This window comes from Bacillus sp. 166amftsu (assembly GCF_900107445.1).
GTDB classification, from domain to species: Bacteria; Bacillota; Bacilli; order Bacillales; family Bacillaceae_G; genus Bacillus_A; species Bacillus_A arachidis.
Genome location: NZ_FNQA01000004.1, coordinates 137,649 through 163,109, shown reverse-complemented (window position 1 = coordinate 163,109; position 25,461 = coordinate 137,649). Strand labels below are relative to the sequence as shown.

The 25,461-nt window shown below is 37.4% G+C and carries 27 protein-coding genes and 2 riboswitches; of the genes, 2 read left to right on the top strand and 25 right to left on the bottom strand.

Annotated features, from left to right (window positions below):
* Window position 1: 1 nt before the first annotated feature.
* The 6 genes from cysC to BLV40_RS13965 all read right to left on the bottom strand — a co-directional run bounded on the left by cysC (window position 2) and on the right by BLV40_RS13965 (window position 5,178).
* A complete protein-coding gene (gene cysC / locus BLV40_RS13990; protein ID WP_090691010.1) occupies window positions 2–595 on the bottom strand; it encodes an adenylyl-sulfate kinase in 594 nt (197 codons plus the stop codon).
* Between the two features lie 12 nt (window positions 596–607).
* On the bottom strand, window positions 608–1,744 hold the full coding sequence (gene sat, locus BLV40_RS13985) for a sulfate adenylyltransferase (protein WP_090691008.1): 1,137 nt from the start codon (window positions 1,742–1,744) through the stop codon (window positions 608–610).
* 45 nt (window positions 1,745–1,789) lie between these two features.
* Window positions 1,790–2,494 carry a phosphoadenylyl-sulfate reductase gene (locus BLV40_RS13980; RefSeq protein WP_090691006.1) on the bottom strand — a complete coding sequence of 235 codons (705 nt, stop codon included), beginning with the start codon at window positions 2,492–2,494 and terminating at the stop codon, window positions 1,790–1,792.
* Between the two features lie 85 nt (window positions 2,495–2,579).
* Complete coding sequence (locus BLV40_RS13975) at window positions 2,580–2,723, bottom strand: YezD family protein (protein ID WP_081810990.1); 144 nt, start codon at window positions 2,721–2,723, stop codon at window positions 2,580–2,582.
* A gap of 70 nt (window positions 2,724–2,793) precedes the next feature.
* Window positions 2,794–2,901: riboswitch (SAM riboswitch) on the bottom strand.
* A 114-nt stretch (window positions 2,902–3,015) separates the two neighbouring features.
* The gene (gene lysA, locus BLV40_RS13970; RefSeq protein ID WP_090691003.1) at window positions 3,016–4,332 is read right to left on the bottom strand and encodes a diaminopimelate decarboxylase; all 1,317 of its coding nucleotides are present in this window, start codon (window positions 4,330–4,332) and stop codon (window positions 3,016–3,018) included.
* Window positions 4,333–4,511: 179 nt separating this feature from the next.
* Window positions 4,512–4,694: riboswitch (Lysine riboswitch) on the bottom strand.
* Between the two features lie 88 nt (window positions 4,695–4,782).
* Window positions 4,783–5,178 carry a DUF3888 domain-containing protein gene (locus tag BLV40_RS13965; protein WP_026591282.1) on the bottom strand — a complete coding sequence of 132 codons (396 nt, stop codon included), beginning with the start codon at window positions 5,176–5,178 and terminating at the stop codon, window positions 4,783–4,785.
* A gap of 272 nt (window positions 5,179–5,450) precedes the next feature.
* Between BLV40_RS13965 and BLV40_RS13960 the strand changes: the two genes are divergently transcribed.
* Window positions 5,451–7,337: an LTA synthase family protein gene (locus BLV40_RS13960; protein WP_026591283.1), complete on the top strand. Its 1,887-nt coding sequence runs from the start codon at window positions 5,451–5,453 to the stop codon at window positions 7,335–7,337.
* Window positions 7,338–7,622: 285 nt separating this feature from the next.
* Window positions 7,623–8,330: a CDP-diacylglycerol--serine O-phosphatidyltransferase gene (gene pssA / locus BLV40_RS13955; RefSeq protein WP_026591284.1), complete on the top strand. Its 708-nt coding sequence runs from the start codon at window positions 7,623–7,625 to the stop codon at window positions 8,328–8,330.
* A 32-nt stretch (window positions 8,331–8,362) separates the two neighbouring features.
* Here pssA and BLV40_RS13950 read toward each other — a convergent pair whose 3' ends face one another.
* The 19 genes from BLV40_RS13950 to ilvB form a co-directional block, all read right to left on the bottom strand.
* Window positions 8,363–9,334, bottom strand: coding sequence for an NAD(P)-dependent oxidoreductase (locus BLV40_RS13950; protein WP_090691002.1), 972 nt, complete (start codon window positions 9,332–9,334; stop codon window positions 8,363–8,365).
* A 150-nt stretch (window positions 9,335–9,484) separates the two neighbouring features.
* Complete coding sequence (locus BLV40_RS13945; RefSeq protein WP_081810991.1) at window positions 9,485–9,649, bottom strand: DUF4025 domain-containing protein; 165 nt, start codon at window positions 9,647–9,649, stop codon at window positions 9,485–9,487.
* Window positions 9,650–9,717: 68 nt separating this feature from the next.
* Entirely contained in the window at window positions 9,718–10,740 is a 1,023-nt protein-coding gene (locus BLV40_RS13940; protein ID WP_090690999.1) for a histidinol phosphate phosphatase domain-containing protein, read from the bottom strand.
* A gap of 12 nt (window positions 10,741–10,752) precedes the next feature.
* Window positions 10,753–11,076 carry a phosphoribosyl-ATP diphosphatase gene (gene hisE, locus BLV40_RS13935; RefSeq protein ID WP_090690997.1) on the bottom strand — a complete coding sequence of 108 codons (324 nt, stop codon included), beginning with the start codon at window positions 11,074–11,076 and terminating at the stop codon, window positions 10,753–10,755.
* 12 nt (window positions 11,077–11,088) lie between these two features.
* Entirely contained in the window at window positions 11,089–11,394 is a 306-nt protein-coding gene (hisI, locus tag BLV40_RS13930) for a phosphoribosyl-AMP cyclohydrolase (protein ID WP_026591288.1), read from the bottom strand.
* Window positions 11,391–12,149 (bottom strand): imidazole glycerol phosphate synthase subunit HisF, encoded by a 759-nt coding sequence (hisF, locus tag BLV40_RS13925; RefSeq protein ID WP_090690995.1) that lies wholly within the window; start codon window positions 12,147–12,149, stop codon window positions 11,391–11,393. Before hisF ends, hisI begins: the two co-directional genes overlap by 4 nt.
* Entirely contained in the window at window positions 12,143–12,862 is a 720-nt protein-coding gene (gene hisA / locus BLV40_RS13920; RefSeq protein WP_026591290.1) for a 1-(5-phosphoribosyl)-5-[(5-phosphoribosylamino)methylideneamino]imidazole-4-carboxamide isomerase, read from the bottom strand. The genes hisF and hisA overlap by 7 nt, the downstream gene beginning before the upstream one ends.
* Window positions 12,835–13,464: an imidazole glycerol phosphate synthase subunit HisH gene (hisH, locus tag BLV40_RS13915; protein WP_090690991.1), complete on the bottom strand. Its 630-nt coding sequence runs from the start codon at window positions 13,462–13,464 to the stop codon at window positions 12,835–12,837. Before hisH ends, hisA begins: the two co-directional genes overlap by 28 nt.
* Entirely contained in the window at window positions 13,465–14,049 is a 585-nt protein-coding gene (hisB, locus tag BLV40_RS13910; RefSeq protein WP_090690987.1) for an imidazoleglycerol-phosphate dehydratase HisB, read from the bottom strand.
* Window positions 14,049–15,338 (bottom strand): histidinol dehydrogenase, encoded by a 1,290-nt coding sequence (hisD, locus tag BLV40_RS13905; RefSeq protein WP_026591293.1) that lies wholly within the window; start codon window positions 15,336–15,338, stop codon window positions 14,049–14,051. The genes hisB and hisD overlap by 1 nt, the downstream gene beginning before the upstream one ends.
* 13 nt (window positions 15,339–15,351) lie before the next feature.
* Window positions 15,352–15,987 carry an ATP phosphoribosyltransferase gene (gene hisG / locus BLV40_RS13900; RefSeq protein WP_090690984.1) on the bottom strand — a complete coding sequence of 212 codons (636 nt, stop codon included), beginning with the start codon at window positions 15,985–15,987 and terminating at the stop codon, window positions 15,352–15,354.
* A complete protein-coding gene (hisZ, locus tag BLV40_RS13895; RefSeq protein ID WP_026591295.1) occupies window positions 15,963–17,225 on the bottom strand; it encodes an ATP phosphoribosyltransferase regulatory subunit in 1,263 nt (420 codons plus the stop codon). Before hisZ ends, hisG begins: the two co-directional genes overlap by 25 nt.
* Before the next feature lie 348 nt (window positions 17,226–17,573).
* The gene (gene leuD, locus BLV40_RS13890; protein ID WP_026591296.1) at window positions 17,574–18,152 is read right to left on the bottom strand and encodes a 3-isopropylmalate dehydratase small subunit; all 579 of its coding nucleotides are present in this window, start codon (window positions 18,150–18,152) and stop codon (window positions 17,574–17,576) included.
* On the bottom strand, window positions 18,130–19,524 hold the full coding sequence (gene leuC / locus BLV40_RS13885) for a 3-isopropylmalate dehydratase large subunit (protein ID WP_090690980.1): 1,395 nt from the start codon (window positions 19,522–19,524) through the stop codon (window positions 18,130–18,132). Before leuC ends, leuD begins: the two co-directional genes overlap by 23 nt.
* Window positions 19,524–20,588 (bottom strand): 3-isopropylmalate dehydrogenase, encoded by a 1,065-nt coding sequence (leuB, locus tag BLV40_RS13880; RefSeq protein ID WP_090690976.1) that lies wholly within the window; start codon window positions 20,586–20,588, stop codon window positions 19,524–19,526. Before leuB ends, leuC begins: the two co-directional genes overlap by 1 nt.
* Before the next feature lie 81 nt (window positions 20,589–20,669).
* Window positions 20,670–22,190 carry a 2-isopropylmalate synthase gene (locus BLV40_RS13875; protein WP_090690973.1) on the bottom strand — a complete coding sequence of 507 codons (1,521 nt, stop codon included), beginning with the start codon at window positions 22,188–22,190 and terminating at the stop codon, window positions 20,670–20,672.
* Between the two features lies 1 nt (window position 22,191).
* Complete coding sequence (gene ilvC, locus BLV40_RS13870) at window positions 22,192–23,202, bottom strand: ketol-acid reductoisomerase (RefSeq protein ID WP_026591300.1); 1,011 nt, start codon at window positions 23,200–23,202, stop codon at window positions 22,192–22,194.
* A 27-nt stretch (window positions 23,203–23,229) separates the two neighbouring features.
* Window positions 23,230–23,742 (bottom strand): acetolactate synthase small subunit, encoded by a 513-nt coding sequence (ilvN, locus tag BLV40_RS13865; RefSeq protein ID WP_026591301.1) that lies wholly within the window; start codon window positions 23,740–23,742, stop codon window positions 23,230–23,232.
* Window positions 23,742–25,439, bottom strand: coding sequence for an acetolactate synthase large subunit (gene ilvB, locus BLV40_RS13860; protein WP_090690969.1), 1,698 nt, complete (start codon window positions 25,437–25,439; stop codon window positions 23,742–23,744). Before ilvB ends, ilvN begins: the two co-directional genes overlap by 1 nt.
* Between the last annotated feature and the right edge of the window lie 22 nt (window positions 25,440–25,461).

The following is a 25,461-nucleotide window of genomic DNA, read 5'->3' as shown; positions in this document are numbered from 1 at the left end:
CCTATATAAAGCTACGCTCTTGTAAGTAACCAATAATTTGTTCTGCACATTGTTCGATTGAATAAAGATGTGTTTCTACTACCACTTCTGCCTCTACAGGCTCCTCATACGGCGAATCAATACCAGTAAATTGCTTAATATCGCCTTGCCTCGCTTTTTTATAGAGTCCTTTCGGATCACGTTTCTCACATTCTTCTATTGGACACTTTACAAACACTTCGATAAATTCGTCCGTTTCAAGAATATCGCGTACTTGCTGACGATCCACTCGGAATGGTGAAATAAATGCTGTTAATACAATTGTCCCTTGATCTACAAATAACTTCGCCACTTCACCAATACGACGAATGTTTTCTGTCCGATCACTTTCGGAAAAGCCCAAATCTTTATTTAAACCATGACGAATATTATCGCCATCGAGCACATAATTCCCTATATTTCTTTCGAACAACTTCCTAGCAACCACATTGGCTACTGTTGATTTTCCAGAAGCTGACAATCCAGTGAACCAGAGCACAAAACTGTGGTGATCACTTTTCTTCCGTCTTTCTTTTTTTGAAACAGATGCTGTATGCCAAGTAATATTTCTTCCCATCTTACTCTCTCCTTATTTTGTAACGACTTCTTTTTGCAAACCACGAATTAATATTTCTATCACCTCTTTACGGCTAAATGTACTTGGCGGAATTTCTCTATTTCGTAACATCTCTCGTACTTTTGTACCAGATAAAATAACATGGTCATCTTTACTATGTGGACACGTTTTCGTAGAAGCCATCGCTTCACATTTGGTACAGTAAAAACTATGTTCAAAAAAGAGTGGTGTAATCCCTAACTCATCTACTGTAAAGTTCGCAAAAATCTCTTGCGCTTCGTACGTGCCATAATAATTACCTACCCCCGCATGATCACGTCCGACAATAAAGTGTGTACAGCCAAAGTTTTTTCTAACTAGCGCATGAAATATCGCTTCACGTGGTCCCGCATAACGCATTGCCGCTGGAAAAACACTTAAAAAGACACGATCACTCGGATAATAATTTTTCAACAGCACTTCATAACTTTCCATACGCACATCAGCTGGAATATCATCTGATTTCGTTTCACCAACAAGCGGATTCAAAAATAGGCCGTCTACAATTTCCAGTGCAGACTTTTGAATATACTCATGTGCACGGTGGACAGGGTTTCTTGTTTGAAAACCTACTACCGTTTTCCAACCTCGCTTTTTAAATTCTGCACGAGTTTCGCTTGGATCTAAGTGATAAGAAGCAAACTTATCATTTTTAAAACGCTTTACAAGCGTGATTGTTCCTCCAACATAAATATTCGGTCTATCATATAATTTTTTCACACCTGGATGGGCAATATCAGTGGTTTTATAGACAAGCAACGCTTCTTTCTCTTTATCCGGTGTAAAAATATCTTCTATTTGAATGGCACCATACGTGATTCCCTCTTTGACAAGACGAACCTCTTCACCAATTTTTAATTGCTTCGCCTTTGCTTCCGTTATTGGTAGTGTGATAGGGATACTCCATACACTCCCGTTTACTAGGCGCATTGTTTCTATTACAGATTGATAATCCTCTTTCCCTAAAAATCCTGTAAGGGGGCTATAACCACCTACTGCAAGAAGCTCTAAATCACTTAAAGCCATTTGGTCTAATTCAATTTCTTTTGTAACTCCCTTTATTTCATATGATTCATCAACGCGATTTACTAATATGTTTGTTTTACTCATTTTCCTGTCCGCCTCTTTCACATATATTTAAAAGTGCTTAAATTCTTATTGATAATGAAGGCCACATTCCGTTTTCGACTTTCCAGCCCATCGTCCGTCCCTGGAATCTCCTCCTTCTCCAATAGGCAATGTACATTTTTCACAACCTATACTTGGATACCCAACGTCGTGCAGCGGATTATACGGTAAATGATGCTTAAATACGTAACGCCACACTTCCTTCCACGTCCAATGAATGAGTGGACAAATTTTAATAGATTGAAAGCGATGATCTTGATTGATAAATCTTGTATGTTTACGTGTTTCAGATTGTTCCCTTCTTAGTCCTGATATCCAAGATTTCCCACTCGATAAAGACTCTTCCAGCGGTAAAATTTTTCTTAATTTACAACAAAGATTTGGATTATGCTCCCACAGATTATCCCCATGCTCCTTTGCTTGCTCTTCAAGCGTTAGCGAGGGTTGTTTTTCAGTAATTTTGAGATTTGGAAACCTTTCGCGCACTCGCTTAATTAAATCGTATGTTTCTTGAAAATGAACGTTTGTATCCAAAAATACAACGTTTGCAGATGGATTTACTTGATTTATAAGATGTAGTAACACCATCCCCTCTACACCAAAGCTACATGCGTATACAATATCATCCTCATAATGTTTATAAGCCCATTCTAATACTTGTAATGCTCCCTTCGTTTCATCTTCCTCAGAAAAAGAAACGAAATCCTCTTTCCACGTTTCATACGTCAGCATGTTATTTCCCCCTATAACACAAAAAGACGGTTTTAACCTAATAAAATAGATTAAAACCGCCTCTAGTTTTTCTAGTCAGCGCTTTTTACTTTAAGCGTACTTTTTCACTTTTCTCAAGCTGAATCACTTTTCCATCTTGCACAACAATTGTAATGGAACCATATTTCATACCTGCAAGCATCGTTTGAATTTTCTCAGCTACTTCGTCAAAATGTCCACGTACTCCCACGAACAGCCCCCCTTTTTATTCATAAAAAAAATCTTTTCCATTTCGAAAAGACTGTTCGGTAATATATTTTACCTTATCTTTCAAAATGGATGCCATTTTGCTGGACTTAGCACCTTGCTTTCATAAGCAGGTTGCTGAGCTTCGTAGGGCCAGTTCCCTCCGCTTCTCTTGATAAGCTTTGTATCTGTATTTTATCATAATTCTGATTTTTTTCAATCCTAGTTTTCCGATATATTTTATATTTTTTCTTTTTTAAAGGAGTTGCTCAGTCTAAGCAACTCCTTCTTATTGATTACACAAGCTCTTTTATGTGTATGCGATCGTTCCCAATTATATTTTCATATGTTTCACGTTCAACAACAACTTGCGACGCTCCATCTTTTGCAAATACTACAGCTGGTCTACGAATGCGATTATAATTGTTTGCCATAGAATATCCATATGCTCCTGTACAAGAAATTGCTAACAGATCTCCTGGAGCAACTTGCGGCAATTCTATATCCCAAATAAGCATATCCCCACTCTCACAACACTTTCCAGCAATCGAAACAACTTCTTCAGCCGCTGCTTTCCCTCGATTTGCTAACATCGCCTCATAACGTGCTCCATATAAAGCTGGTCTTAAATTATCTGTCATTCCACCATCGACTGACACATATTTACGAATACCAGGAATATTTTTTACAGCTCCTACTGTATAAATTGTTGTTCCTGTATCCCCAACGATACTACGACCTGGTTCAATCCATATTTCAGGAAGGGGATAATTATTTCGTGTAAATTGTTCTCTCACTGCATCAGTGACAGCATGCACATATGTTTCAAGTGTAAGTGGTGTATCAGCTTCCGTATATCGAATCCCAAAACCTCCACCGACGTTTAACACCGTTACAACATAACCAGTCTGTTCTCTTATTTCTTCTAAAAAGTTATACAATACTTCAATCGCCCGAACAAATCCTGCTGTTTCAAAAATTTGTGACCCAATATGCGAATGAATGCCTAACACATTATAATTTGATTTTCCTAACGCTATTTGAATTGCCTGCATTGCCTGGCCAGTAGAAACCCCAAAACCAAATTTCGAATCATCCTGCCCTGTTGTAATATATTCATGCGTATGTGCCTCTACCCCAGGTGTAACTCGAATTAATATATTTACAATTTTTCCATACTGCTGTGCTAAATCATGTAATACTTCCATTTCAAAGAAATTGTCTACTACAAAGCATCCAATACCTGCTTGTAGTGCCATTATGATTTCTTCTTCGGTCTTATTATTACCATGAAAATGAATGCGCGATGCAGGAAAGCCCGCCTGCAGAGCAGTATACAATTCACCGCCAGAAACAACATCTAACGACATATTTTCTTCACGAGCTACTCGGCACATCTCCATGCACAAGAACGCTTTACTTGCATACGCTACTTGATAAGAGAACCCACTTTCCTGGAAAGCATGATGAAACGCGTGACATTTTTCACGAATAGAAGCCTCATCGTATACATAAAGTGGTGTTCCATATTGTTTAGCTAGTTGCGCTGTATCGCATCCTCCAATTTCTAAGTGTCCTTGCTCATTGATTCGGCTTGTGCCGTGTAAATACATTTGAATTCCTCCCTTATTCCCTCTACAACTTATAACCCCAGTCTTCTATTCATTGCAGCACGCTTTTGGATAAACAAAAAACGCGCGGAACAATGTTCACACGCGTTTCTTATTAGGAATCATATATCATGAAAAAATAAACGAGTTGTTATCTTCTCAAATAAGAAACCGCATCAACATCTCCAAATAGCTCTCCATAAAATAAAATTTTATGACAGTACTACATTTATTCAATGTAGTCCCAATATATGAATGATGTGGTCAATCTTATATTTCGGCAATAGTCCCTTTCAATCTATGATCACAGATTCCACTAAATCTCCCATAGCTTACTCTTTCCTATCGCGGCCTCTACCTTTGAGAGTAGATGAGGTAATACTATTTAATTTTCAAACAGCTTATATTGGTATTAACAATACCAAACGAATAATTTATTTGTCAAACAATTTTTTACATTAATTTTTTACAATTTAATTTCGTATCATTCGGCAAGCGCTTTATATCTATTTTTTTCACAGTCCATTCTCCCTCATCATTATCAAACGTAATTCTTATTTTTTCAAATGGCGGAAGCACCTTTCCCCTTTTAACTTCATATTTTGTCACTTCAATTACAGCTTGAAATACATATGTACCACTATAAATTTTTTTTAAACTCACGATTTTGGGACAATCATATGGCTTTAGTTTTCCATAATTCTTTTCAATCGCAGCGTTTATTTTTGGAAACAATACAGAATAGAGGGCATCCTCCATTAAAGGTACATCATATTGTGCTGCAATCGCTGCTGGAGAAGAAAATAATATAAAAACACTACATAACGCTAAACAAAGTAACTTTTTCATTACAACCTCCATATTCTTACGCAACGTTTTCATCCCATTATTTTAATCAATGGATCAGCATCCATGAATTAAAGTTTCATTTTATTTTCTCCCACTTCTCTTTTTCTACTCGATTATTACAAAAATCATCCACAATCCCGCTTTGTTCTCGTATAATAGTACACATAGTATAATAATCATAATCATATAGGGCTGTTCGTATATATAGTGAAACTTCTATTCAGTAAGGTACAATCACTATAACTGTCATAAGTATAGGAGAGGAGTATATTATGTTACAACATTTGTTCCCAAAATTACGATTTGCACTTGTTGCAGTCGTTTTATTATGGATCAAAACATATATTGTGTACAAGCTAGCCTTCGATATTAAAATTGATAGCTTCTTTGAAGAAATGATGCTTTTGTTTAATCCAATTGCTTCATTGCTTTTATTTTTTGGTCTAGCTTTATTAGCATCAAAATATCGAAATCGAATTATTATTGGAATAAGCTTTTTGCTGTCATTTATTTTATTTGGAAATGCAATGTTTTATGGATTTTATAATGACTTTGTCACATTCCCTGTTCTATTCCAAACAAATAACATGGCTGATTTAGGAACAAGTATTAAAGAACTATTTACGTACAAAACATTACTTCTATTTGCAGATGCGATGATCTTAATTTTTATTTCACGTAAGTTCCCGAACTTCTGTGATAACACACCACTGTCCCGCTCTGAAAAACGAACCTTTTTTAGTGGTGTAACAGCTCTATTAGCATTGCAAGTTATTGTTTCTGTCATTCATAAGCCACAGTTATTTTCACACTCTTTTGATCGTCAAACTGTTGTGAAAAATCTAGGTTTATACACGTATCACCTATTTGACATTACACTTCAGTCTAAATCTTCTGCAGAGCGTGTATTTGCAAGTGGAGACGGTTTTTCTGAAATTAAAAACTATGTGAATTCAAAAGATAAACAAGTTGATAAAAATTTATTCGGAGCTGCAAAAGGAAAGAACGTCATTTTAATTTCAATGGAATCCACACAAAATTTTGTTATCAACAAAAAAATAAATGGAAAAGAAATTACTCCATTTTTAAATCAATTTATAAAAGATAGTTATTACTTCGATAACTTTTATCATCAAACTGGACAAGGAAAAACATCCGATGCCGAATTTATTGTAGAAAATTCATTATACCCATTAGACCGCGGCTCTGTATTCTTTACGCATGCAAAAAATGAATACACAGCAACTCCTGAACAGTTAAAAAAATACGGATATTATTCCGCTGTATTCCATTCAAATGATAAAACCTTTTGGAATCGGGATGTAATGTATCCAGCACTCGGATACGATCGTTATTTTAACCTCAATGATTATACAGGAACAGAACAAATGTCTGTTGGTTGGGGACTAAAAGATAAAGAGTTCTTTGAACAATCGATTTCAAAGCTTAAATCCTTGCCACAACCGTTTTACACAAAATTTATTACATTAACAAATCATTTCCCATTTCTTTTAAATCCAGAAGATCAATACATTAATGAGTATAATTCTGAGAGTGGTGTATTCAATCGTTATTTCCCAACCGTTCGCTATACAGACGAAGCTCTTAAACTATTTATCAATCGATTAAAAGAAGAGGGGCTATATGATAATTCAGTTATAGTTATTTATGGAGATCATTATGGTATTTCTGAAAACCATAATACTGCGATGGCACAGTTTCTCGGTAAAGAATCCATAACTCCATTTGATTCAATGCAGCTGCAACGTGTACCACTTATTATTCACGTTCCTGGTCAAGAAGGAAAAATCATTCCCAAAGTATCTGGACAAATCGATTTAAAACCAACATTGCTCCATTTACTTGGTATCAAAACAAACCAATCCATTGAATTTGGTACTGATTTATTTATAAAAAATGAAGATCCACTTATGATTATGCGTGATGGTAGTTTCGTAACAAACGATTATGTTTATACAAAAAATATGTGCTATAAAAAAAGCACAGGTGAACCTATTGATTCAGCAATTTGCCAGCCATATATTGAAAAAGCAAAAACAGAATTAAATTATTCCGACAAACTTATATATGGAGATTTATTACGATTTGATCCTAACAATACATATAAAACAGGATCAATGATAACTAAATTTGAATAAATTTCAAAGAAACCTCAAATGATAACAACTTGAGGTTTCTTTTTTCTTAATTAAATCTTTACTCTTTCATAAACATGACGATCTTATCTAGCACCCCTCTCTCTCCCTTAGCTCAACCCTCACTTTATCGAATCCCACCATTAAGCTAAATGAGGGTTTCACGTTATGAAATCTTTCACAAAATGGGAATTTTTTCGTACGTCGAAAGAAATTTATGTTATGATAAAATAAGTAAACTTTCATACACTAATTAAGAATTTATTACAGAAAGCAAGGGATCAGATTTTGTATAGAGCAGCAATTCCAAACTTATTTACGCTCGGAAATTTATACAGTGGATTTTTATCAATCGGCTATGCATCTTTAGGGTATTATAAACCAGCTGCTATTTTAGTACTAATCGGGATGATGTTAGATAGTCTTGATGGTCGGGTTGCTCGTTTATTGCGTGTTGATTCACAAATGGGAAAAGAACTTGATTCACTAGCAGATGTTGTAACATTCGGTGCTGCGCCTGCGGTTTTAATGTACTACACCTCCTTTTCCAATTACGGAATTATTGGACTATACATAGCAGGACTATTCCCCCTATTCGGAGCATATCGCTTAGCAAGGTTCAATGTAACGCCATCCTCTACTTCTATGAAGTATTTCACTGGTGTTCCTATTACTGCAGCAGGAGGACTTGTTGCCTTCTTAACATTGTTTTCAAATACCATTCCAAAAATCGTCCTCATTACGGTATTTGTAACGTTTGCATTTTTAATGGTAAGTCGCATTCGAATCCCAAGTTTAAAAGATGTACCAATTCCACGTTACAGCATTATTGTTACGCTATTTTTAATTGGTAGTATTTATACAATGTATAAAACGAGTTTTGGCAACATTTCAGTATTTCTATTCATTGCTATTCCACTTTATATTTTGTTTATGTTATCTCAATTTCTTAGACAAAGGCCATCTCATAAAAAACGAGCAAATAAAGAAAAATAGCAAGAACCCTTCCGAATTCGGAAGGGTTCTTGCTATTTTGTAACTAATACTTTTTGTTTCACAGGTGTTAATGGTTCCTCTCCTTCTAATACAGCTAAAATGTTACGTACTGCCATTTCAGCCATAGCGTCACGTGTTTCAAACGTTGCGTTTCCAACATGCGGAGTAAGAACAACATTTTTCAGCCCCTTTAATCTCTCTGTAATTTTCGGTTCAAACTCAAATACATCAAGAGCCGCCCCTTCAATTTCATTTGTCTCTAACGCATGAGCAAGCGCTAGTTCATTCATAATTGGACCACGTGCTGCATTTATGATATATGCTGTTTTCTTCATCATTTTAAATTGTTCTTCATCAATCATATGATGAAGACTTGGATTATACGCACAATTAATCGTAATAAAGTCTGCTGTTTGTAATAGTTCTTCTAATGTTACATATATTGCTTCTAATTCACTTTCTGCCTCATCCTTACGGTTTGGTCCTGTATAAATCACATTCATTCCAAATGCTTTTGCACGTTTCGCAACTGCTTTTCCAATTTCACCAAGGCCGATGATTCCAATTGTTTTCCCATATACTTCTCGGCCTAGGAAAAAGAGTGGTGCCCAGCCATTAAATCCTACAGTACGACATAATGTATCTCCTTCTGGAATTCGTCTTGCAGCTGCTAAAAGAAGGGCAAATGTTAACTCTGCTGTTGCTTCTGTTGAAACTTTTGGTGTATTTGTAACTGTAATTCCTTTTTCTGCAGCATACATATAATCGATATTATCGTAACCTGCACCATAGTTGGCAATGATTTTCAAATCAGGTGCTACATCAATTACTTCCTTTGTTACCTTTGTTGAAAGTAAACTTAACAGTGCATCTTTTTCCTTTACTCGTTCTGCTAGTTCCTCTACACTAATTAATCCTTCCTTATCATACATTTCCACATCATGATTTTGTAATAATTGTAGTCCGATTTCTGGAATTTTTCCTGCCACTAATATTTTCGCCACTAATAAGCACCTCTTCTATTTAAAAATGAAAACTCCTTTATATTTTATTGTAAGAAATCTATATCAAAAAAGCCAAGAAATTTGATTACAGTTCCGAAAACTGACACTTTTCCACATAATAAAAGAGGAGATCGATATCTCCTCTTTTATTTATTGCTCTTCACTAGATTGTTTTCCCAGCTTTACATCAATCGTTCCTTCTGCTACCGTATCACTAATTTGTTCTTGCACTACAGAATCAACTTCCTCGTTCGTTTGGGAAGCATAACTTTGATTCGTCACTTTCATGTTCTGTTTGTTGTTTTGTTTTGTCATTTCAAACCCTCCTTTATCATTCTTTTTTATTTTGAGCAAAAAGAAAGGTTTTCATCACAAAATCATTTTTACTTTGAAACAGTTACCGATTCTTCTTCAAGCAGCTTCATCTTCCTCATCCGTTTTTCAAATGTAGCAACATGAGAAATACCATGATTACGTAATGTTTTCACATTTTCCCGGATATAATTTCCTAAGTCATTTGGGTAATGAGCATCTGATGAAAGAGTAATCGGTACTTTATGCTGCGCTAACGCTTGTAAATAAAGCGGACTTGGACACATCTCTCGAACAGGATAACGATAATATAATCCAGCATTTACTTCCGTTGCTGTATTTGTTTCTATTAATGCCTTAGCAATTCTTTCGTAATATGGAATCTGTACATTTTCATCTAATCGATAATTAAATACTTTTATATTATCAAGGTGCGCTACAATATCAAATAATCTCGAACGAACTGCCTTTTCTACTGTTGTGAAAAAGGCACCATACAATGTATTTAGCTGATGATTTTCGAAATATTCTTTCGTATCTGGGTTATCAAATCCCCATCCATCAATAAAATGGACAGAACCAATTACATAATCCCAATCTCCTAATGCTAACAAATCTTCTAGCTCTCTCTCTCCATCAATAAAATAATCAGCTTCAATCCCAAGGCGCAGCACTACTCCTCTTTTTCTCCAACGCTCCTTTGCCTCTTGAATTGCTTTTGTAAAATCAGAAATGGAAGCTACCCGCACTTGATCTAGCCATTCTTTCTGCAGTCGACCGAGCTTTGAATCACTAATGTCTACATATTTTTCGTAATACTCTTTTGCCTCATAAAAGCGATAGAGATGATCAACAATCCCCACTTCTTTTATTCCTTTTTGCAGCGCTTCTTCTAAATATAAATCAATCCATTCCGCTGTAAACGGACCGTCTTGCACACGCTTTTGCAAACGTTCTTGTGTTTTCATGAGCCATTCAATAGAGTGCTTTTCTTCTTTGAGTGGTTGAAAATGTTCTAGCGATTCATTTATTCTCGCCAACCATCCTATTGAATACGGACCTTCTTCTAAATGAAGGTGATAATCTACTTTCATACTCTTCCCCCCTTATAATGTATCAATTTCTTTTCGTTCCCCTGTTTTTGAGAGCTTTCCTTGTCTCTCTTTCACTTCTTCTAACACATCTTCTAATGGAATATTTTTTGTGGCTAGTAAAACAAAGCAGTGATAAATCACATCGACCATTTCTTTTATAAGTTCTTCTTTATCATCGTTTTTTGCAGCGATCACAACTTCTATACACTCTTCCCCTATTTTTTTTAAAATCTTATCTTCACCTTTTGTAAATAAATAACTTGTATATGATTCCGAAATTGGACTTTCTTTACGCTGCTCAATAGTTTCATATAAAGACTTCAGTACGTCTTCCATCCTCAGATCCCCCTATATGATTTTATAATGAAAGCATGTTTTCTCTCCTGTATGACAAGCTGGTCCTACTTGCTTAACCATAATTACAATCGAATCTTGATCACAATCTAAATACAGAGATTGAACATACTGCATGTGCCCAGACGTTTCTCCTTTATTCCATAACGCTTGCCGCGAGCGTGAATAAAACCATGTTTTCTTCGTCTCTAACGTTTTTTTATATGCTTCTTCATTCATATATGCTAACATCAAAACTTCTTTTGTTTCTTCTTCTACCACAATAGCTGGCAACAATCCCTTTGAGAAATCAGGCGTCATATTCTCACCTCAATTTTCGCTTCTTGTAATTTTTGCTTCACCTCTTGCACTGTTGCCTCACCATAGTGAAAAATAGAGGCTGCTAATGCTGCATTTACCGATGTTTTTTGAAACACCTTTACAATATGTTCCGCGCTTCCACATCCTCCTGATGCAATAACTGGAATCGAGACAGCTTCTGAAATTGTTTTAGTCAAACGAATATCATAGCCATCCTTCGTCCCATCTGCATCCATACTCGTAAGTAAAATCTCGCCAGCCCCTAACTGTTCTACCTGCTTTGCCCATTGTACAGCATCAATTCCTGTATCAATCCGTCCACCATTTACATATACGTTCCATTTATTTTCTTTTACTTTCCTTGCATCAATTGCGACAACAATACATTGGGAACCAAAATGTTTGGCTCCTTCCCCAACTAATTTTGGATTTCGTACTGCCGCTGAGTTAAGTGAAACTTTGTCCGCACCTGCTCTTAGCAAGGCATATATATCTTGAATAGTGGAAATCCCACCCCCAACTGTAAGCGGAATAAACACTTTTGACGCCGCTCTCTCTACAACATCTATAATTGTTTTTCTCCCCTCATGCGTCGCCGTAATATCTAAAAAAACAATTTCATCTGCACCTGCTTTATTATACAAATCAGCTATTTCAACAGGATCACCAACATCTTGTAATCCTACAAAATTCACACCCTTTACAACACGGCCATCTTTCACATCTAAACATGGAATGATTCGCTTCGTTAACATATCTTTGTCACCTGCAATGCCTCTTCTAAATCAATTGTTTTTTCATATAACGCTTTTCCGATAATAACGCCATAGACATTCATATCGTTTAACTTCTGTATATCTTGCAATGAGCATACGCCGCCTGATGCAACAATACGGATCGCCACCGCTTTCTGTAGTAATTGCAGTTGCTCGAAGTTCGGACCCTCTAACGTACCATCTTTTGCAATATCTGTAAAAATGATTGTTTGCACGCCGGCACTTTCCATTTTCTTCGCAAGGTCAATATAAGAAATTTCAGACACATCTAACCAGCCTCTCGTTGCAACAAAACCATTTTTCGCATCAATACCAACAATAATATTTTCTCCATATAAACGAACTGCTTCTTCTAAAAAAGGACGATCATACAATGCTGCCGTTCCTAAAATAACTTTTTCTACTCCTACTGACAGTAACTTTTCAATCGTTTTAAGAGAGCGTATTCCTCCGCCTACTTGAACCGGAATTCGAACTGCTTTACATATATCCTCAATTACAGAAAGATTCATTGATTGACCTGCAACCGCCCCGTCTAAATCAACAATGTGTAATGTTCTTGCACCTAATTTTTCAAATAATAATGCTTGAGCAACTGGATTTTCATTCATAACTTTTTCCTTATTAAATTCTCCTTGATAAAGCCTAACACACCGCCCTTGTTTTAAATCGATAGCTGGGAAGATTTCCATGATTCTACCACTCCTTTAAAGTTTCTTAACATTTGTATTCCGATATCACCGCTTTTTTCAGGGTGAAACTGCGCTCCAAATATATTCCCTTTCGCAACAATCCCTGGAATATCAATCTTATAGTCACTACTACCACATACAACCTCACTTGGACAATCTACATAATAGGAATGAACATAATACACAAATGAACCATTTTCTACTCCATTCCACAGCTCCATTTCCCGTTTCTTCTTTAATTGATTCCAGCCCATATGCGGTATTTTATAAGGGACTTTCAGCTTTCGAACTACTCCTGGCAACAAACCTAATCCTTTTGTTCTCTCTATTTCTTCACTTTCTTCAAATAAAATCTGCATCCCTAAACAAATACCAAGTAGTGGTTTTCCTTGTGCTCCAATTTCTTGAATTACTGAAACGAGATCTTTTTCCTGCAAAGCAATCATTGCTTTTGGAAAAGCTCCAACTCCTGGTAAGATCACACCGTCACTTTGTAATATCTTCTCTTTATCATCTGTTACAATATGCTTAGCCCCAATACGTGTTAACGCCTGTTCAACACTGCGAATATTCCCCATTCCATAATCTACAATTGCAATCAATTACAACAGTCCTTTCGTAGAGTTTACACCAACAATTTTGTCATTTTTGTCCACCGCTTCACGCAGTGCACGTCCAAACGCTTTAAATAACGCTTCAATTTTGTGATGGGTATTACTTCCATATAATATTCGAGCATGTAGTGTGATATTGGCAGCGTGGGCAACCGCTCTAAAAAACTCCTCTGTCAGCTCTGTATCAAAATCTCCTAACTTAGGATTTTTCAATTCACCTTGAAAGACAAGATAAGACCTTCCGCTTATATCAATTGCTACAAAGCCTAATGCTTCATCCATTGGTACATATGCCGCTCCGTAACGATTAATCCCTTCTTTATTTTGCAGTGCCTCTTTCAAACAATTTCCAAGTACAATACCAACATCTTCAACAGTATGATGAGCGTCAACAAACACATCACCTTCTGCTTCGATTTGCAAACCAAATCGTCCATGTCTTGCAAACAAAGTTAACATATGATCAAAAAACCCCACACCTGTTTGAATCGCAACATTTGTACTTTCATCTAGTTGTAAACTCAGTTTGATTTTTGTTTCTGTCGTTCCTCGTACTTGACTTGCCTCACGCATTATTTCTCCTCCTCAAATCGAATTTGTATTGCTCTTGCATGCGCATGTAGTCCCTCTTTATCAGCGAGCGTTGTAATATGATGTTGAACGTTTTGTAACGCTTCTTTTGTATAGGATACAAAGCTCGATTTTTTCACAAAATCATCAACCGATAACGGTGAAAAGAAACGCGCCGTTCCGCTTGTTGGCAGTACATGATTGGGTCCTGCAAAATAATCTCCAAGTGGCTCTGGTGCATACGGACCAATAAAAATCGAACCCGCATGCTGAATATATGCCAAAGCGTTCATCGGCTCTTTTATGTGCAACTCTAAATGCTCCGGTGCTATTTCATTTGACAATTGAAACGCGTGCTCTAGCGAAGGAACAACGAGAATTGCTCCGTTTCTTTCTATTGATTCACAAGCTATTTCACTTCTTGGCAATTCCCGAAGTTGCTGCTTTATTTCTCTTTCTATCTCTTTAGCAAGTTCTACACAAGTTGTAATACAAATCGCTGTTGCTCTCACATCATGCTCAGCTTGAGATAATAAGTCCGCTGCGATAAAAGACGCATTTCCAGTTTTGTCAGCAATTACAACGATCTCAGATGGTCCAGCAATCATATCGATATGAACAACTCCAAATACCTCACGTTTTGCAAGAGCCACATATATATTCCCTGGACCGACAATTTTATCAACTTTCGGAATCGATTCTGTCCCATATGCTAATGCTCCTATCGCTTGTGCACCACCTACTGTATAGATTTCATCTACACCGGCAATTTCAGCAGCTGCTAAAATATGTGGATCTATTCCCGCTTTCCCTGGCGGTGTTACCATTACAACCTTCTGAACACCGGCAATTTTAGCAGGTAATACATTCATAAGTACAGATGACGGATACGATGCAGTTCCTCCTGGTACATATACACCAACTGTTTGCAATGGTCTAATCAGTTGCCCACGAATCACACCCTCATTTTCACAATCTAAAAAGGATTGTCTTTTTTGTTTTTCATGGTATGAGATGATGTTTTCCTTTGCGCATTGCAATGCTTCTAGAAATGAAGATTCCACATATTTACTCGCTTTTTCAACTTCTTCTTTTGCAACACGTAATTTTTGTAATTCAATTCCATCAAAAGTTTTTGTATAAGAAAATAGTGCCTCATCTTTCCCTTTTCTCACACCCTCAACAATTTCCCTTACGCGTATCTGTACAGTTTCTTCTATTATATTAGCCTGTTCTCTTAACTGCTTTATTCTCTTCAACGCTTCCGTGTAGTTTTCAGATATTACTTCCACCCAGAGTCCCCCTTTATTTATCTGCAGTGATGACACGCTCCATTTTATTTATAATATTGAATATTTCGTCTTTTTTTGTTTTTAAAGCAGCTTTATTTACAATCATGCGAGCTGATATTGAATACATTTCTTCAAATACAATCAATCCATTTTCTTGTAATGTTTTTCCCGTCTCTACAATATCAACAATCGCATCTGCTAATCCAAGAAGTGGAGCGATTTCTACTGAACCTTCTATTTTAATAATTTCTACATCTTCTCCCTTATCTCGAAAATAACCGGAAGTAATATGCGGATATTTTGTAGCAATTCTCTTTTTTCGATAGCCTTTCGGATTATATGTCGGGATAGAAGCGACACAAAACTTACAACATCCTACTTCTAAATCAACCATTTCATATATATCTTTCTCATATTCCATTAAAATATCTTTTCCAACAATACCTATGTCTGCAACACCATGTTCTACATATGTTGCAACATCAACCGCTTTAACAAGAATGAACGAAATATTAGCATTTTCACTTTGAAAAACAAGTCTTCTTCCTTTATCTTTCAGCTCCGAACAATCTATACCGATTTTTTCAAAAAGCGGTATAGTATGTTCCTCCAATCTTCCTTTCGTTAACGCAATTTGAATGTTACGCATGAAGTTTCTCCTTCTTTCTGTATCACCCATTTTTCTTTCCACATATATTCCACTAATGCTTTTCCAGTCGCTTCAATCACTTTTGTAATCCCATTCTTCTTCGCAAACTGAAATGTATCTTGCAAATTCTCAAACATAGATAACTCCACTTTCCAACCATCTTTCTGAAGTAAACCACATAGTCTTTCTGCTTCTGCTATCCGATCCAAAGAATAATGAATGATCATATCTAATTTTTTTCGTTTGAATTGTTTTTGCTGTTCTTGTAATATCCGGACAATTTGATTTACTTGTACAGCCAATCCAACTGCTGGCATCGGTTCCCCAAAATTACCAAGCAATTCATCATATCTTCCGCCACTAACGATTTCTCCTCCAACATCATATATATATCCTCTAAAAATAATTCCTGTATAATAATGCAAATGTTGAATCATTCCAAGGTCAATCGAGATATACGAAGCATATCCTAATTTTTCAATCGTTTTATAAATTTCTTTAACCCGCGCAATCGCTTGCTTCATCTCATAATTCGAAGCAAGTTTTTCCGCTTCTTCAATTACTTCAAGTTTTCCGAATAATCTTGGTAACTTTTCAAGTAACTGTACAGTTTCATCACGTCGATCTAAGTTCCTTTCTTGTAAAAAACGGGATAGTTCTGCATAATTTTTACTTTCAATATACGTACGTAAAAGCGACTCCTCCTCTTCTCCAAATGACAGCTTTTTAACGATACACTTGTATAACTGAACTTGCCCTAATTCTATTGTAAAAGATTGAATCCCCACAGCTTGAAGAGCGTGAATTGCGCTTACGATACATTCAATTTCAGCACGTATATTATCTATCCCAATTATTTCAATACCTGTTTGAATGATTTCATTGTATTTTCCAGCTAGCGACTCGTTCGCTCGAAACACATTCCCACTATATGTTAATTTCACTGGTGCTTCCTCACCATGAGTTCCTATTACTCTTGCAAGTGGGATTGTCATATCAGGTCTTAACACGATAATGCGTCCTTGCTGGTCAAAGAACTTATACATTTTCTCTTCATCTATCGGACGATTCCGAAAAGAAAAGACATCATAAAATTCAATCGTAGGCGTTCGGATTTCCTCATAGCCTCTTTCTAAAAAAGTACGTCGCAATTTTTGTTCAACTTCTTCTATTAGCGTACACTCTTCAAATACATAATCTCTTGTTCCATCTGGATTTGCTCGCTTCCATTTTGTCATACCGATTCACACTCCTTTAAGCTCTCATCAGTAAATTTCCCCTTTTAATATATGCCCACCATAGCAATCATGAACAAAATAAAAAGGGCCTTGTAGAAAAAATACCTACAAGGCCCTTTCATAGGGGGTAGGTACAACGGGACTAACCCTTGTACCTACACGTTGTTCACGCTAGGTTCAAGGGTTTATGTATGATGATGTAGTTGTGTAAGCATATTAATAGATTGTAATGTAAGCATTATCCTTACTCCCTTTCTCCTCTTATTTTCACATAGTATATAACACAAAATTCAGAATGTAAACAAAATTCAAACCTTATTTATATTTTATTACAGCTCGCTAAACAAATTAGCGAGCTGTATTTCGTTCATATTCTTGAATTTGTTGCTCATATTGAAGTGTGATTCCGATTTCATCTAAACCATTTAATAATTTTTCTTTCCACATGTTCTCAATTGTAAAATGAAAACGATGTAGCGAGGTTGTAATCACTTCATTCTCTAGATCAACTTCGATGACATCTCTTGGATCAACAGCTGCTAACTTTTCACGCATTTCTTTTTCCATAACGATTGGCAGCATGCCATTTTTCGTACAATTCATATAAAAAATATCTGCAAATCCCCCCGCAACAATAACACGAAATCCATAGTCAGCGAGTGCCCATGGCGCATGTTCTCGTGATGAACCACAGCCAAAATTTTCACCTGTAATGAGTATACTTGCACCTTTTCGCTCAGGTGCATTTAATGGAAAATCCGGATTCTCTTGCCTGTCATTCCCATAACGCCATTCATCAAATAAAAATTGCCCAAAACCCGTTCGTTCAATCCTCTTTAAATATTGTTTTGGAATAATTTGATCTGTATCAATATTATCGTTCATTAGTACGGCAACAGTACCTTTATGAATACGAAACGACTCCATCATAACTCTCCTTTCTTACATCAACGAAATGACCATAAAGTGCTGCGGCAGCTGCCATAGCAGGACTGACTAAATGTGTTCTTGCACCCTTCCCCTGCCGTCCTTCAAAATTCCGATTGGAAGTAGATGCACAATGTTCTCCTTCAGGCACTTGGTCTGGATTCATCCCAAGACACATAGAACACCCAGGTTCTCTCCATTCAAATCCCGCCTCTTCAAATATACGGTGCAATCCTTTTTCCATTGCTGCTTTTCGTACTCTTTTAGACCCTGGTACAACAAGCGCTCGCACCCCTTCTTTTACCTTTTTTCCCTTCACAACAGCCGCGGCGATTTCTAAATCTGATAAACGAGAATTTGTGCAAGAACCAATAAATACATGCTGAACAGGAATATCAAATACACTCTGTCCCGGCTGAAGCCCCATATACGCTAAAGCTCGTTCATCATTTTTATCATGTGTTTCTGGAAGCTTCTCATCAATACGCATACCCATACTTGGATTTGTTCCCCATGTTACATATGGTACTAGATTAGCAACATCTACTGAAATATAAGTATCGTATATTGCATCTGGCTCAGTATAAAGTTCCTTCCACTTTGCTACTGCCAAATCAAATTCTTCCGGTGCATACTCACGTCCTTTTACATAAGCAAATGTTTTTTCATCTGGCGCAATAATTCCTGCTTTTGCTCCGCCCTCGATTGCCATGTTACAAAGCGTCATTCGCTCTTCCATTTCCATATTTACAATTGTTTCTCCGTAAAACTCCATCACATATCCCGTTCCAACTGCTATCCCATGCGTAGCTAGGAGGTGTAAAATAATATCTTTTGCGTATACTCCTTTAGGCAATTTCCCCTTTAATTCAATCCCCATTGCCTTTGGCTTTCTCTGCCATAATGTTTGCGTCGCTAATACATGTTCAACTTCACTTGTACCAATTCCAAATGACAACGCTCCAAAGGCTCCATGTGTTGCCGTATGACTATCACCACATACAATGGTCTTTCCCGGTTGTGTAAGTCCTAGTTCCGGTCCAATAACATGAACAATCCCTTGATGTTCATCATCAATATCCGCTAATGGAATATTAAATTGCTTACAATTTTCACGAAGTGTATCTAATTGTTGCTTAGCAATACGATCCGTAATGTTCCAAACATCCTTTGTTGGAATATTATGATCCATCGTTGCAAATGTTAAATCCGGCCTCCGAACGTTTCGATTTGCGAGCCGCAAGCCTTCAAACGCTTGCGGCGATGTTACTTCATGTACGAGATGAAGATCGATATATAATAAATCTAATCCATTTTCATTTGTCGCAACAACATGTCTCTCCCACAACTTATCCAGTAACCTTTTAGCCATTATCTTCCTCTCCCTACTAACGCTTGTTCTTCCATTTCTTGAAGTACAGCCTTTGTAAACGAAGTTGTTGTTTCATTTCCGCCGATATCAACTGTACATTTCCCAGAGCGAAGAACTGAAGAAATTGCTTCTTCAATCGCTTCTCCCTCTCTTCTTAGTTCAAAAGACTGTCCAAGCATCATCGCAACTGAACGCATCATCGCAATTGGATTCACTTTATTTTTCCCTGCAATGTCTGGTGCTGATCCATGAATTGGTTCATAAAGTGAAGGCCCATTCTCTGCGTGACTTGCCGAAGGAAGCATCCCTAGTGACCCAGCTAATACAGAGGCCTCATCACTTAAAATATCACCAAATAAATTTTCTGTTACAACAACATCAAACCTGCCTGGGTTGCGAATCAATTCCATAGCCGCTGCATCTACTAAAATATGTTCAAGTTCAATATTAGGATAGCGAAGTGCCACTTCTTTTGTTACTTCCCTCCAAAGTTTACTCGACTCTAAAACATTTGCTTTATCAATAGAAGTAACTTTTTTACGACGTTTACTCGCTAATTGAAAAGCGTATGAAACAATGCGCTCAATTTCATGACGATGATAAGTAAGCGTATCTGTAGCTACTTCTTCTGTTCTTTCTTTTGGAAAAGAGAAATAAATACCACCCGTTAATTCACGAACAACAACAAAATCCACCTTATCAGCAGCCTTCAATGGAGATAAATGAGCAGTCGCTGCATCTACAGTGACAGGACGAACATTAGCAAATACACCAAGCCCTTTTCGAAGTGCAAGCAATCCTTTTTCCGGTCTTTCTTTCGCGTCGTCCCAGCGCGGTCCGCCAACCGAACCTAGTAATACCGCATCACTTGCTAAACATGCCGCTAATGTTCGAGGTGGCAATGGTTGCCCAAACGAATCAATCGCAGCTCCTCCAAATTGTTCATCTTGTAAATAAAAATGGTGACCATATAACCTTTCTATCATGTGCAGTACTTCCTTCGCACTCTCCATAATTTCTGGTCCAACACCATCACCCGCTAAGCAAACAATACGTTTTTCCAATGATCAGCACCCCTTTTTATTTTTACTGATTATTCTGAATTTAATTAAGTGAAGTGGGGGTATTCCCCCACTTATCAAACATTACTTTGCAAGCAATAACAAAGCCTTTAACTTTCCAGCTGCATGTACATAAGCTCTAGCTGATGCTTCTAATACATCTTGCGCCACACCAAAACCTGTAACTTGATGAGTTCCTTCTTTCAATTCAACATGAACATGAGCAAGTGCATCTTGACCTTGTGTAATAGATTGAATGCGATAATCAGCTAACTCACACTCAAGTCCCAAAATCCTTTGAATTGCATTGTAAATCGCTTCAATACTCCCTGCTCCTGTTGCTGCATCTTCGTACACATTACCTGCCTCATCTGTTAGTGCAACTGTTGCACATTGCGTACTATTTGATACAAAATGTACTTGTAATTGTTTAATTTTATACTGCTGGGTTGAAAATGCTGTTTCTCCCAGTACTAATGCACGTAAATCTTCTTCTGTAATCTCTTTTTTTCGATCTGCTAATCTCTTAAATGCGCTGAATGCTATATCTCGCTCTGCTTCCGTAAACTCATAGCCAAGTTCCTTCATTTTTTCAGTAAACGCATGGCGACCAGAATGCTTTCCAAGTACAAACAAATTTTGCGCTTCACCAATGAGCTCTGGTGCAATAATTTCATATGTCGTTACTTCTTTTAATACACCATCTTGATGAATACCTGATTCATGAGCAAACGCATTCGCTCCAACAATCGCTTTATTTTTCGGTACAACCATTCCTGTTAAACGACTCACTAATGTACTTGTTGCCTTAATCTCTTTCAATACCATAGAAGGATCGGCTTCATAATAGTCTTTTCGAATATGCAAAGCTACCGCTACCTCTTCTAAAGCTGCATTACCTGCGCGCTCTCCAATTCCATTAATTGTTCCCTCTATTTGGAGGGCCCCGCCTTCAATCGCCGCTAATGAATTTGCTACCGCCATTCCAAGATCGTCATGGCAATGGCAAGAGAAAATAGCTTTTTCATAAGAAGGAACGGACTCTTGTAAGTATTTAAAAAGAGAGTAGTATTCTTCTGGATTGGTATAACCAACTGTATCCGGAATATTAACAACATCCGCTCCAGCACGAATCGCAACTTCCACAGCTTCTGCTAAAAATGCACGAGCCGTTCTCGTTGCATCTTCTGCTGAAAATTGTACTGTGGGAAATAACGATTTCCCTAAAGTTACAGAGCGATGAATACTATCTAATACATCTTCTTTTGACATACAAAGCTTATATTTCATATGAATATCACTCGTTGCCAAAAAGACGTGTAACCTTGGAGATGCTGCATGTTTTAAAGCTTCATATGCTCTTTGAATATCACTTTCCCTCGCTCTTGCTAGACTCATAACAGAAGCGTTTTGAATCGTTTCTGCAATACGTTTTACTGAGCGAAAATCACCTTCAGAAGCTGCTGCAAATCCTGCTTCCATCACATTGATTCCTAGTTTTTCTAACTGTTTGGCAATCTGTAACTTTTCTTGTTCATTTAAATTGACTCCGGGTGATTGTTCGCCATCACGAAGCGTCGTATCCATGAACAAAATCTGTTTCATATTATTTAACCTCCGCCTTTACTTTCGGTTGTACAAACGGCATCATTTCACGTAATTTACGTCCAACAACCTCAATTTGATGTCCATTCTCCTTAGCGTTCGTTGCATGGAAATGTGGTCTCCCTGCTTTATGCTCTGCAATCCATCCTCTTGCGAATGTGCCATCTTGAATTTCTTTCAACACTTCATCCATCGCTTTCTTCGTATGTTCTGTTACAATACGTGGCCCTGATACAAAATCCCCCCACTGCGCTGTATCAGAAACAGAATATCTCATATTTTCAAGTCCACCTTCATACATAAGATCAACAATGAGCTTTAGTTCATGTAAACATTCGAAATAGGCAAGTTCTGGTTGATAACCAGCATCTACTAATGTTTCAAATCCTGCCTTTACAAGTGCAGTAACCCCTCCGCAAAGTACAGCCTGTTCTCCAAATAAATCTGTTTCTGTTTCTTCTTTAAATGTCGTTTCTAATACTCCAGCCCTCGTTGCTCCGATTCCATCTGCATAGGATAATGCTTTTTCAGTTGCTGCTCCTGTTGCGTCTTGATATACAGCAAATAATGCCGGAACTGCCCCGCCTTCGGTAAATGTACGACGTACTAAATGCCCTGGCCCTTTTGGTGCAACTAGAAAGACATCTACATCTTCTGGTGGTGTAATTTGATTAAAATGAACGTTAAACCCATGTGCAAACACGAGTGAATTTCCAGCTTGTAAATTCGGTTCGATTTCTGCTTCATATACCTCTGGTTGTAGTTCATCAGGTAATAGAATCATTACTACATCCGCAAACTTTGTTGCCTCTGCCACTGAATATACAGCAAAGCCATCCCCTTCCGCCTTTTCCCATGACTTTCCTGGCCTTAATCCAACTACTACTTCAAAATTGTTATCACGTAAGTTTTGTGCATGAGCATGACCTTGTGATCCATATCCAACAATTGCTACTTTCTTTCCCTTTAATACATTTACTGCTACATCTTTCTCATAATAAACTTTTGCCATATTCTTTCTCCCCCTATATTTAAATGATTACTGAATTAACATAATTTGTTTATCTTGTTTTTTCATGCTACGCGTGAATGCTGTGACACCTGTTCTTGCAATTTCTTTTAAGCCATATGGGCGCAAGAGCTCAATTAACGCTTCTACCTTTTCTTGCGTACCTGTTACTTGCACCACGATGGAATCCTTTCCAATATCTATTACAGTGGCTCGGAACGGTTCAATTAAGCTATACAATTCGGCTCTTGATACACTTGTTGTTGCTACTTTAATGAGAGCGAGTTCCCTTGCAATCATCGCCTCTTCCGTTATATCAGATACTTTTAACACATCAATTTGTTTATGCAGTTGCTTAATGAGCTGTTCCACTTGTTGTTCGCTTTCGACATGAACAACAAATGTCATCCGTGAAATATCAGACGATTCTGTATGCCCAACAGAAATACTTTCAATATTAAAATGCCTCCTCGTCATAACACCGGTAATTCGGTTTAATACGCCGCTTTGATTTCGAACGGTTGCCGTAACAATCCTTTTCATCACTTTTCCACCCCCTCCATTTGATGAACCCCTTTTCCAGGAGCAACCATCGGCATTACTTTTTCGGACTGTAGTACCCTGCAATCAATTACAACTGGTTCTTGTAAAGCAATCGCCTCTTTTAACTGTTCCTTTGCTAATAATGGATTTTCAATGCGAATCCCTTTTAGCCCATACGCCTGTGCAAGTGCTACAAAATCCGGTTGACAAGAAAGCAAAGAATGAGAATATCTTTGATTATAAAATTCATCTTGCCATTGTCTTACCATGCCTAAAGCTTCATTATTTAAAATCAAAACTTTAACCGGCAAGGAATGTTCTTTTAATACACCTAATTCTTGTAGTGTCATTTGAAAACCAGCATCCCCAACAATTGCAACAACTAACTCATTTGGCTTTGCAATTTGTGCACCAATAGCAGCTGGAAATCCAAATCCCATCGTCCCAAGCCCTCCAGATGTTACCCACTTATCTGGATCTTTAAGCGGATAATATTGAGCTGCCCACATTTGGTGCTGTCCAACATCTGTTGTAATAATCGCCTTGCCTTTTGTGATTTCGTATAGCATATCAATTGCCGATTGTGGTTTAATCTCATCAGAATCTTGATCGTAAGAAAAAGGATATTGTTCTTTTCTACTTTTCAAAAGTGATAACCATGCACTATGATTCTCTTTTTTCCCTTTAGAAACAAGAAGTGCCTCCAAAGCATGCTTTGCACTTGCTACAATCGGAATTTCTGTAGGGACATTCTTTCCAATTTCTGCTGGATCAATATCAATATGTGCGACTATAGCCTCTTTCGCAAAATATTCCAGATTTCCTGTGAGACGATCATCGAATCTCGCACCGAGATTTATGAGTAAATCACACTCATATAACGCCATGTTTGCTGTATACGAACCGTGCATCCCTCCCATTCCTAGAAACAACTCATCATGAGGAGGAAATCCACCTAATCCAAGAAGTGTATGAACCACAGGTATACGATACATTTGTGCAAAATCTGTTAATTCTTGTGCAGCTTTTGCATGCAATACGCCTGCTCCAGCTAAAATCAACGGCTTCTCAGCAACATCAATCGCTTGTAATAATTTGTTAATTTGCAATAAATTTGGTTCATAGTTTGGTTGATATCCTGGCAAATCCATTTGTACGTTACTACATCGCTCTCCTTTTTCTACTACCATGTTTTTAGGAAGATCGATAACTACCGGTCCTGGTCGACCCGTTTTCGCAATATGAAAGGCCTCTTTAATAATTCTTGGTAAATCTGATGCCCTGCGCACTTGATAATTATGTTTTGTTACTGGCATTGTAAGCCCCATAATATCCGCTTCTTGGAAAGCATCACTTCCAATCAGCGTTGTAGCTACTTGACCAGTGAAAACAACAAGCGGTAATGAGTCAATCATTGCATCTGCAAGACCCGTAATTACATTTGTCGCACCAGGACCACTTGTCGCAATAACAACACCAGGTTTTCCTGTAACTCGTGCATACCCCTCAGCTGCATGAATCGCTCCTTGTTCATGTCTTGTTAAAATATGAGGAATTTCGCAATCATAAATTGCATCATAGAGCGGTAGAACAGCACCTCCTGGATAACCAAAAATAACTTCTACGTCTTCCTTTCCTAACGCTTCTAACAATAGTTGTGCACCAGTTGCCATTTTATCTTCCGTTTTTGAAGGCATTTTTCTTATGAACCTCCTTTAA

Bases quoted from the DNA above. Each gene is read 5' to 3' on its own strand.
- cysC (WP_090691010.1), bottom strand. From the start codon at position 595: ATGGGAAGAAATATTACTTGGCATACAGCATCTGTTTCAAAAAAAGAA.
- sat (WP_090691008.1), bottom strand. From the start codon at position 1,744: ATGAGTAAAACAAACATATTAGTAAATCGCGTTGATGAATCATATGAA.
- BLV40_RS13980 (WP_090691006.1), bottom strand. From the start codon at position 2,494: ATGCTGACGTATGAAACGTGGAAAGAGGATTTCGTTTCTTTTTCTGAG.
- lysA (WP_090691003.1), bottom strand. From the start codon at position 4,332: ATGTATTTACACGGCACAAGCCGAATCAATGAGCAAGGACACTTAGAA.
- BLV40_RS13965 (WP_026591282.1), bottom strand. From the start codon at position 5,178: ATGAAAAAGTTACTTTGTTTAGCGTTATGTAGTGTTTTTATATTATTT.
- BLV40_RS13960 (WP_026591283.1), top strand. From the start codon at position 5,451: ATGTTACAACATTTGTTCCCAAAATTACGATTTGCACTTGTTGCAGTC.
- BLV40_RS13945 (WP_081810991.1), bottom strand. From the start codon at position 9,649: ATGACAAAACAAAACAACAAACAGAACATGAAAGTGACGAATCAAAGT.
- BLV40_RS13940 (WP_090690999.1), bottom strand. From the start codon at position 10,740: ATGAAAGTAGATTATCACCTTCATTTAGAAGAAGGTCCGTATTCAATA.
- hisE (WP_090690997.1), bottom strand. From the start codon at position 11,076: ATGGAAGACGTACTGAAGTCTTTATATGAAACTATTGAGCAGCGTAAA.
- hisI (WP_026591288.1), bottom strand. From the start codon at position 11,394: ATGACGCCTGATTTCTCAAAGGGATTGTTGCCAGCTATTGTGGTAGAA.
- hisF (WP_090690995.1), bottom strand. From the start codon at position 12,149: ATGTTAACGAAGCGAATCATTCCATGTTTAGATGTGAAAGATGGCCGT.
- hisA (WP_026591290.1), bottom strand. From the start codon at position 12,862: ATGGAAATCTTCCCAGCTATCGATTTAAAACAAGGGCGGTGTGTTAGG.
- hisB (WP_090690987.1), bottom strand. From the start codon at position 14,049: ATGCGTGAGGCAAGTCAAGTACGAGGAACGACAGAAACAAAAATCAAA.
- hisG (WP_090690984.1), bottom strand. From the start codon at position 15,987: ATGCGTAACATTCAAATTGCGTTAACGAAAGGAAGATTGGAGGAACAT.
- hisZ (WP_026591295.1), bottom strand. From the start codon at position 17,225: ATGACAAAATGGAAGCGAGCAAATCCAGATGGAACAAGAGATTATGTA.
- leuD (WP_026591296.1), bottom strand. From the start codon at position 18,152: ATGGAGTCGTTTCGTATTCATAAAGGTACTGTTGCCGTACTAATGAAC.
- leuC (WP_090690980.1), bottom strand. From the start codon at position 19,524: ATGGCTAAAAGGTTACTGGATAAGTTGTGGGAGAGACATGTTGTTGCG.
- BLV40_RS13875 (WP_090690973.1), bottom strand. From the start codon at position 22,190: ATGAAACAGATTTTGTTCATGGATACGACGCTTCGTGATGGCGAACAA.
- ilvC (WP_026591300.1), bottom strand. From the start codon at position 23,202: ATGGCAAAAGTTTATTATGAGAAAGATGTAGCAGTAAATGTATTAAAG.
- ilvN (WP_026591301.1), bottom strand. From the start codon at position 23,742: ATGAAAAGGATTGTTACGGCAACCGTTCGAAATCAAAGCGGCGTATTA.
- ilvB (WP_090690969.1), bottom strand. From the start codon at position 25,439: ATGCCTTCAAAAACGGAAGATAAAATGGCAACTGGTGCACAACTATTG.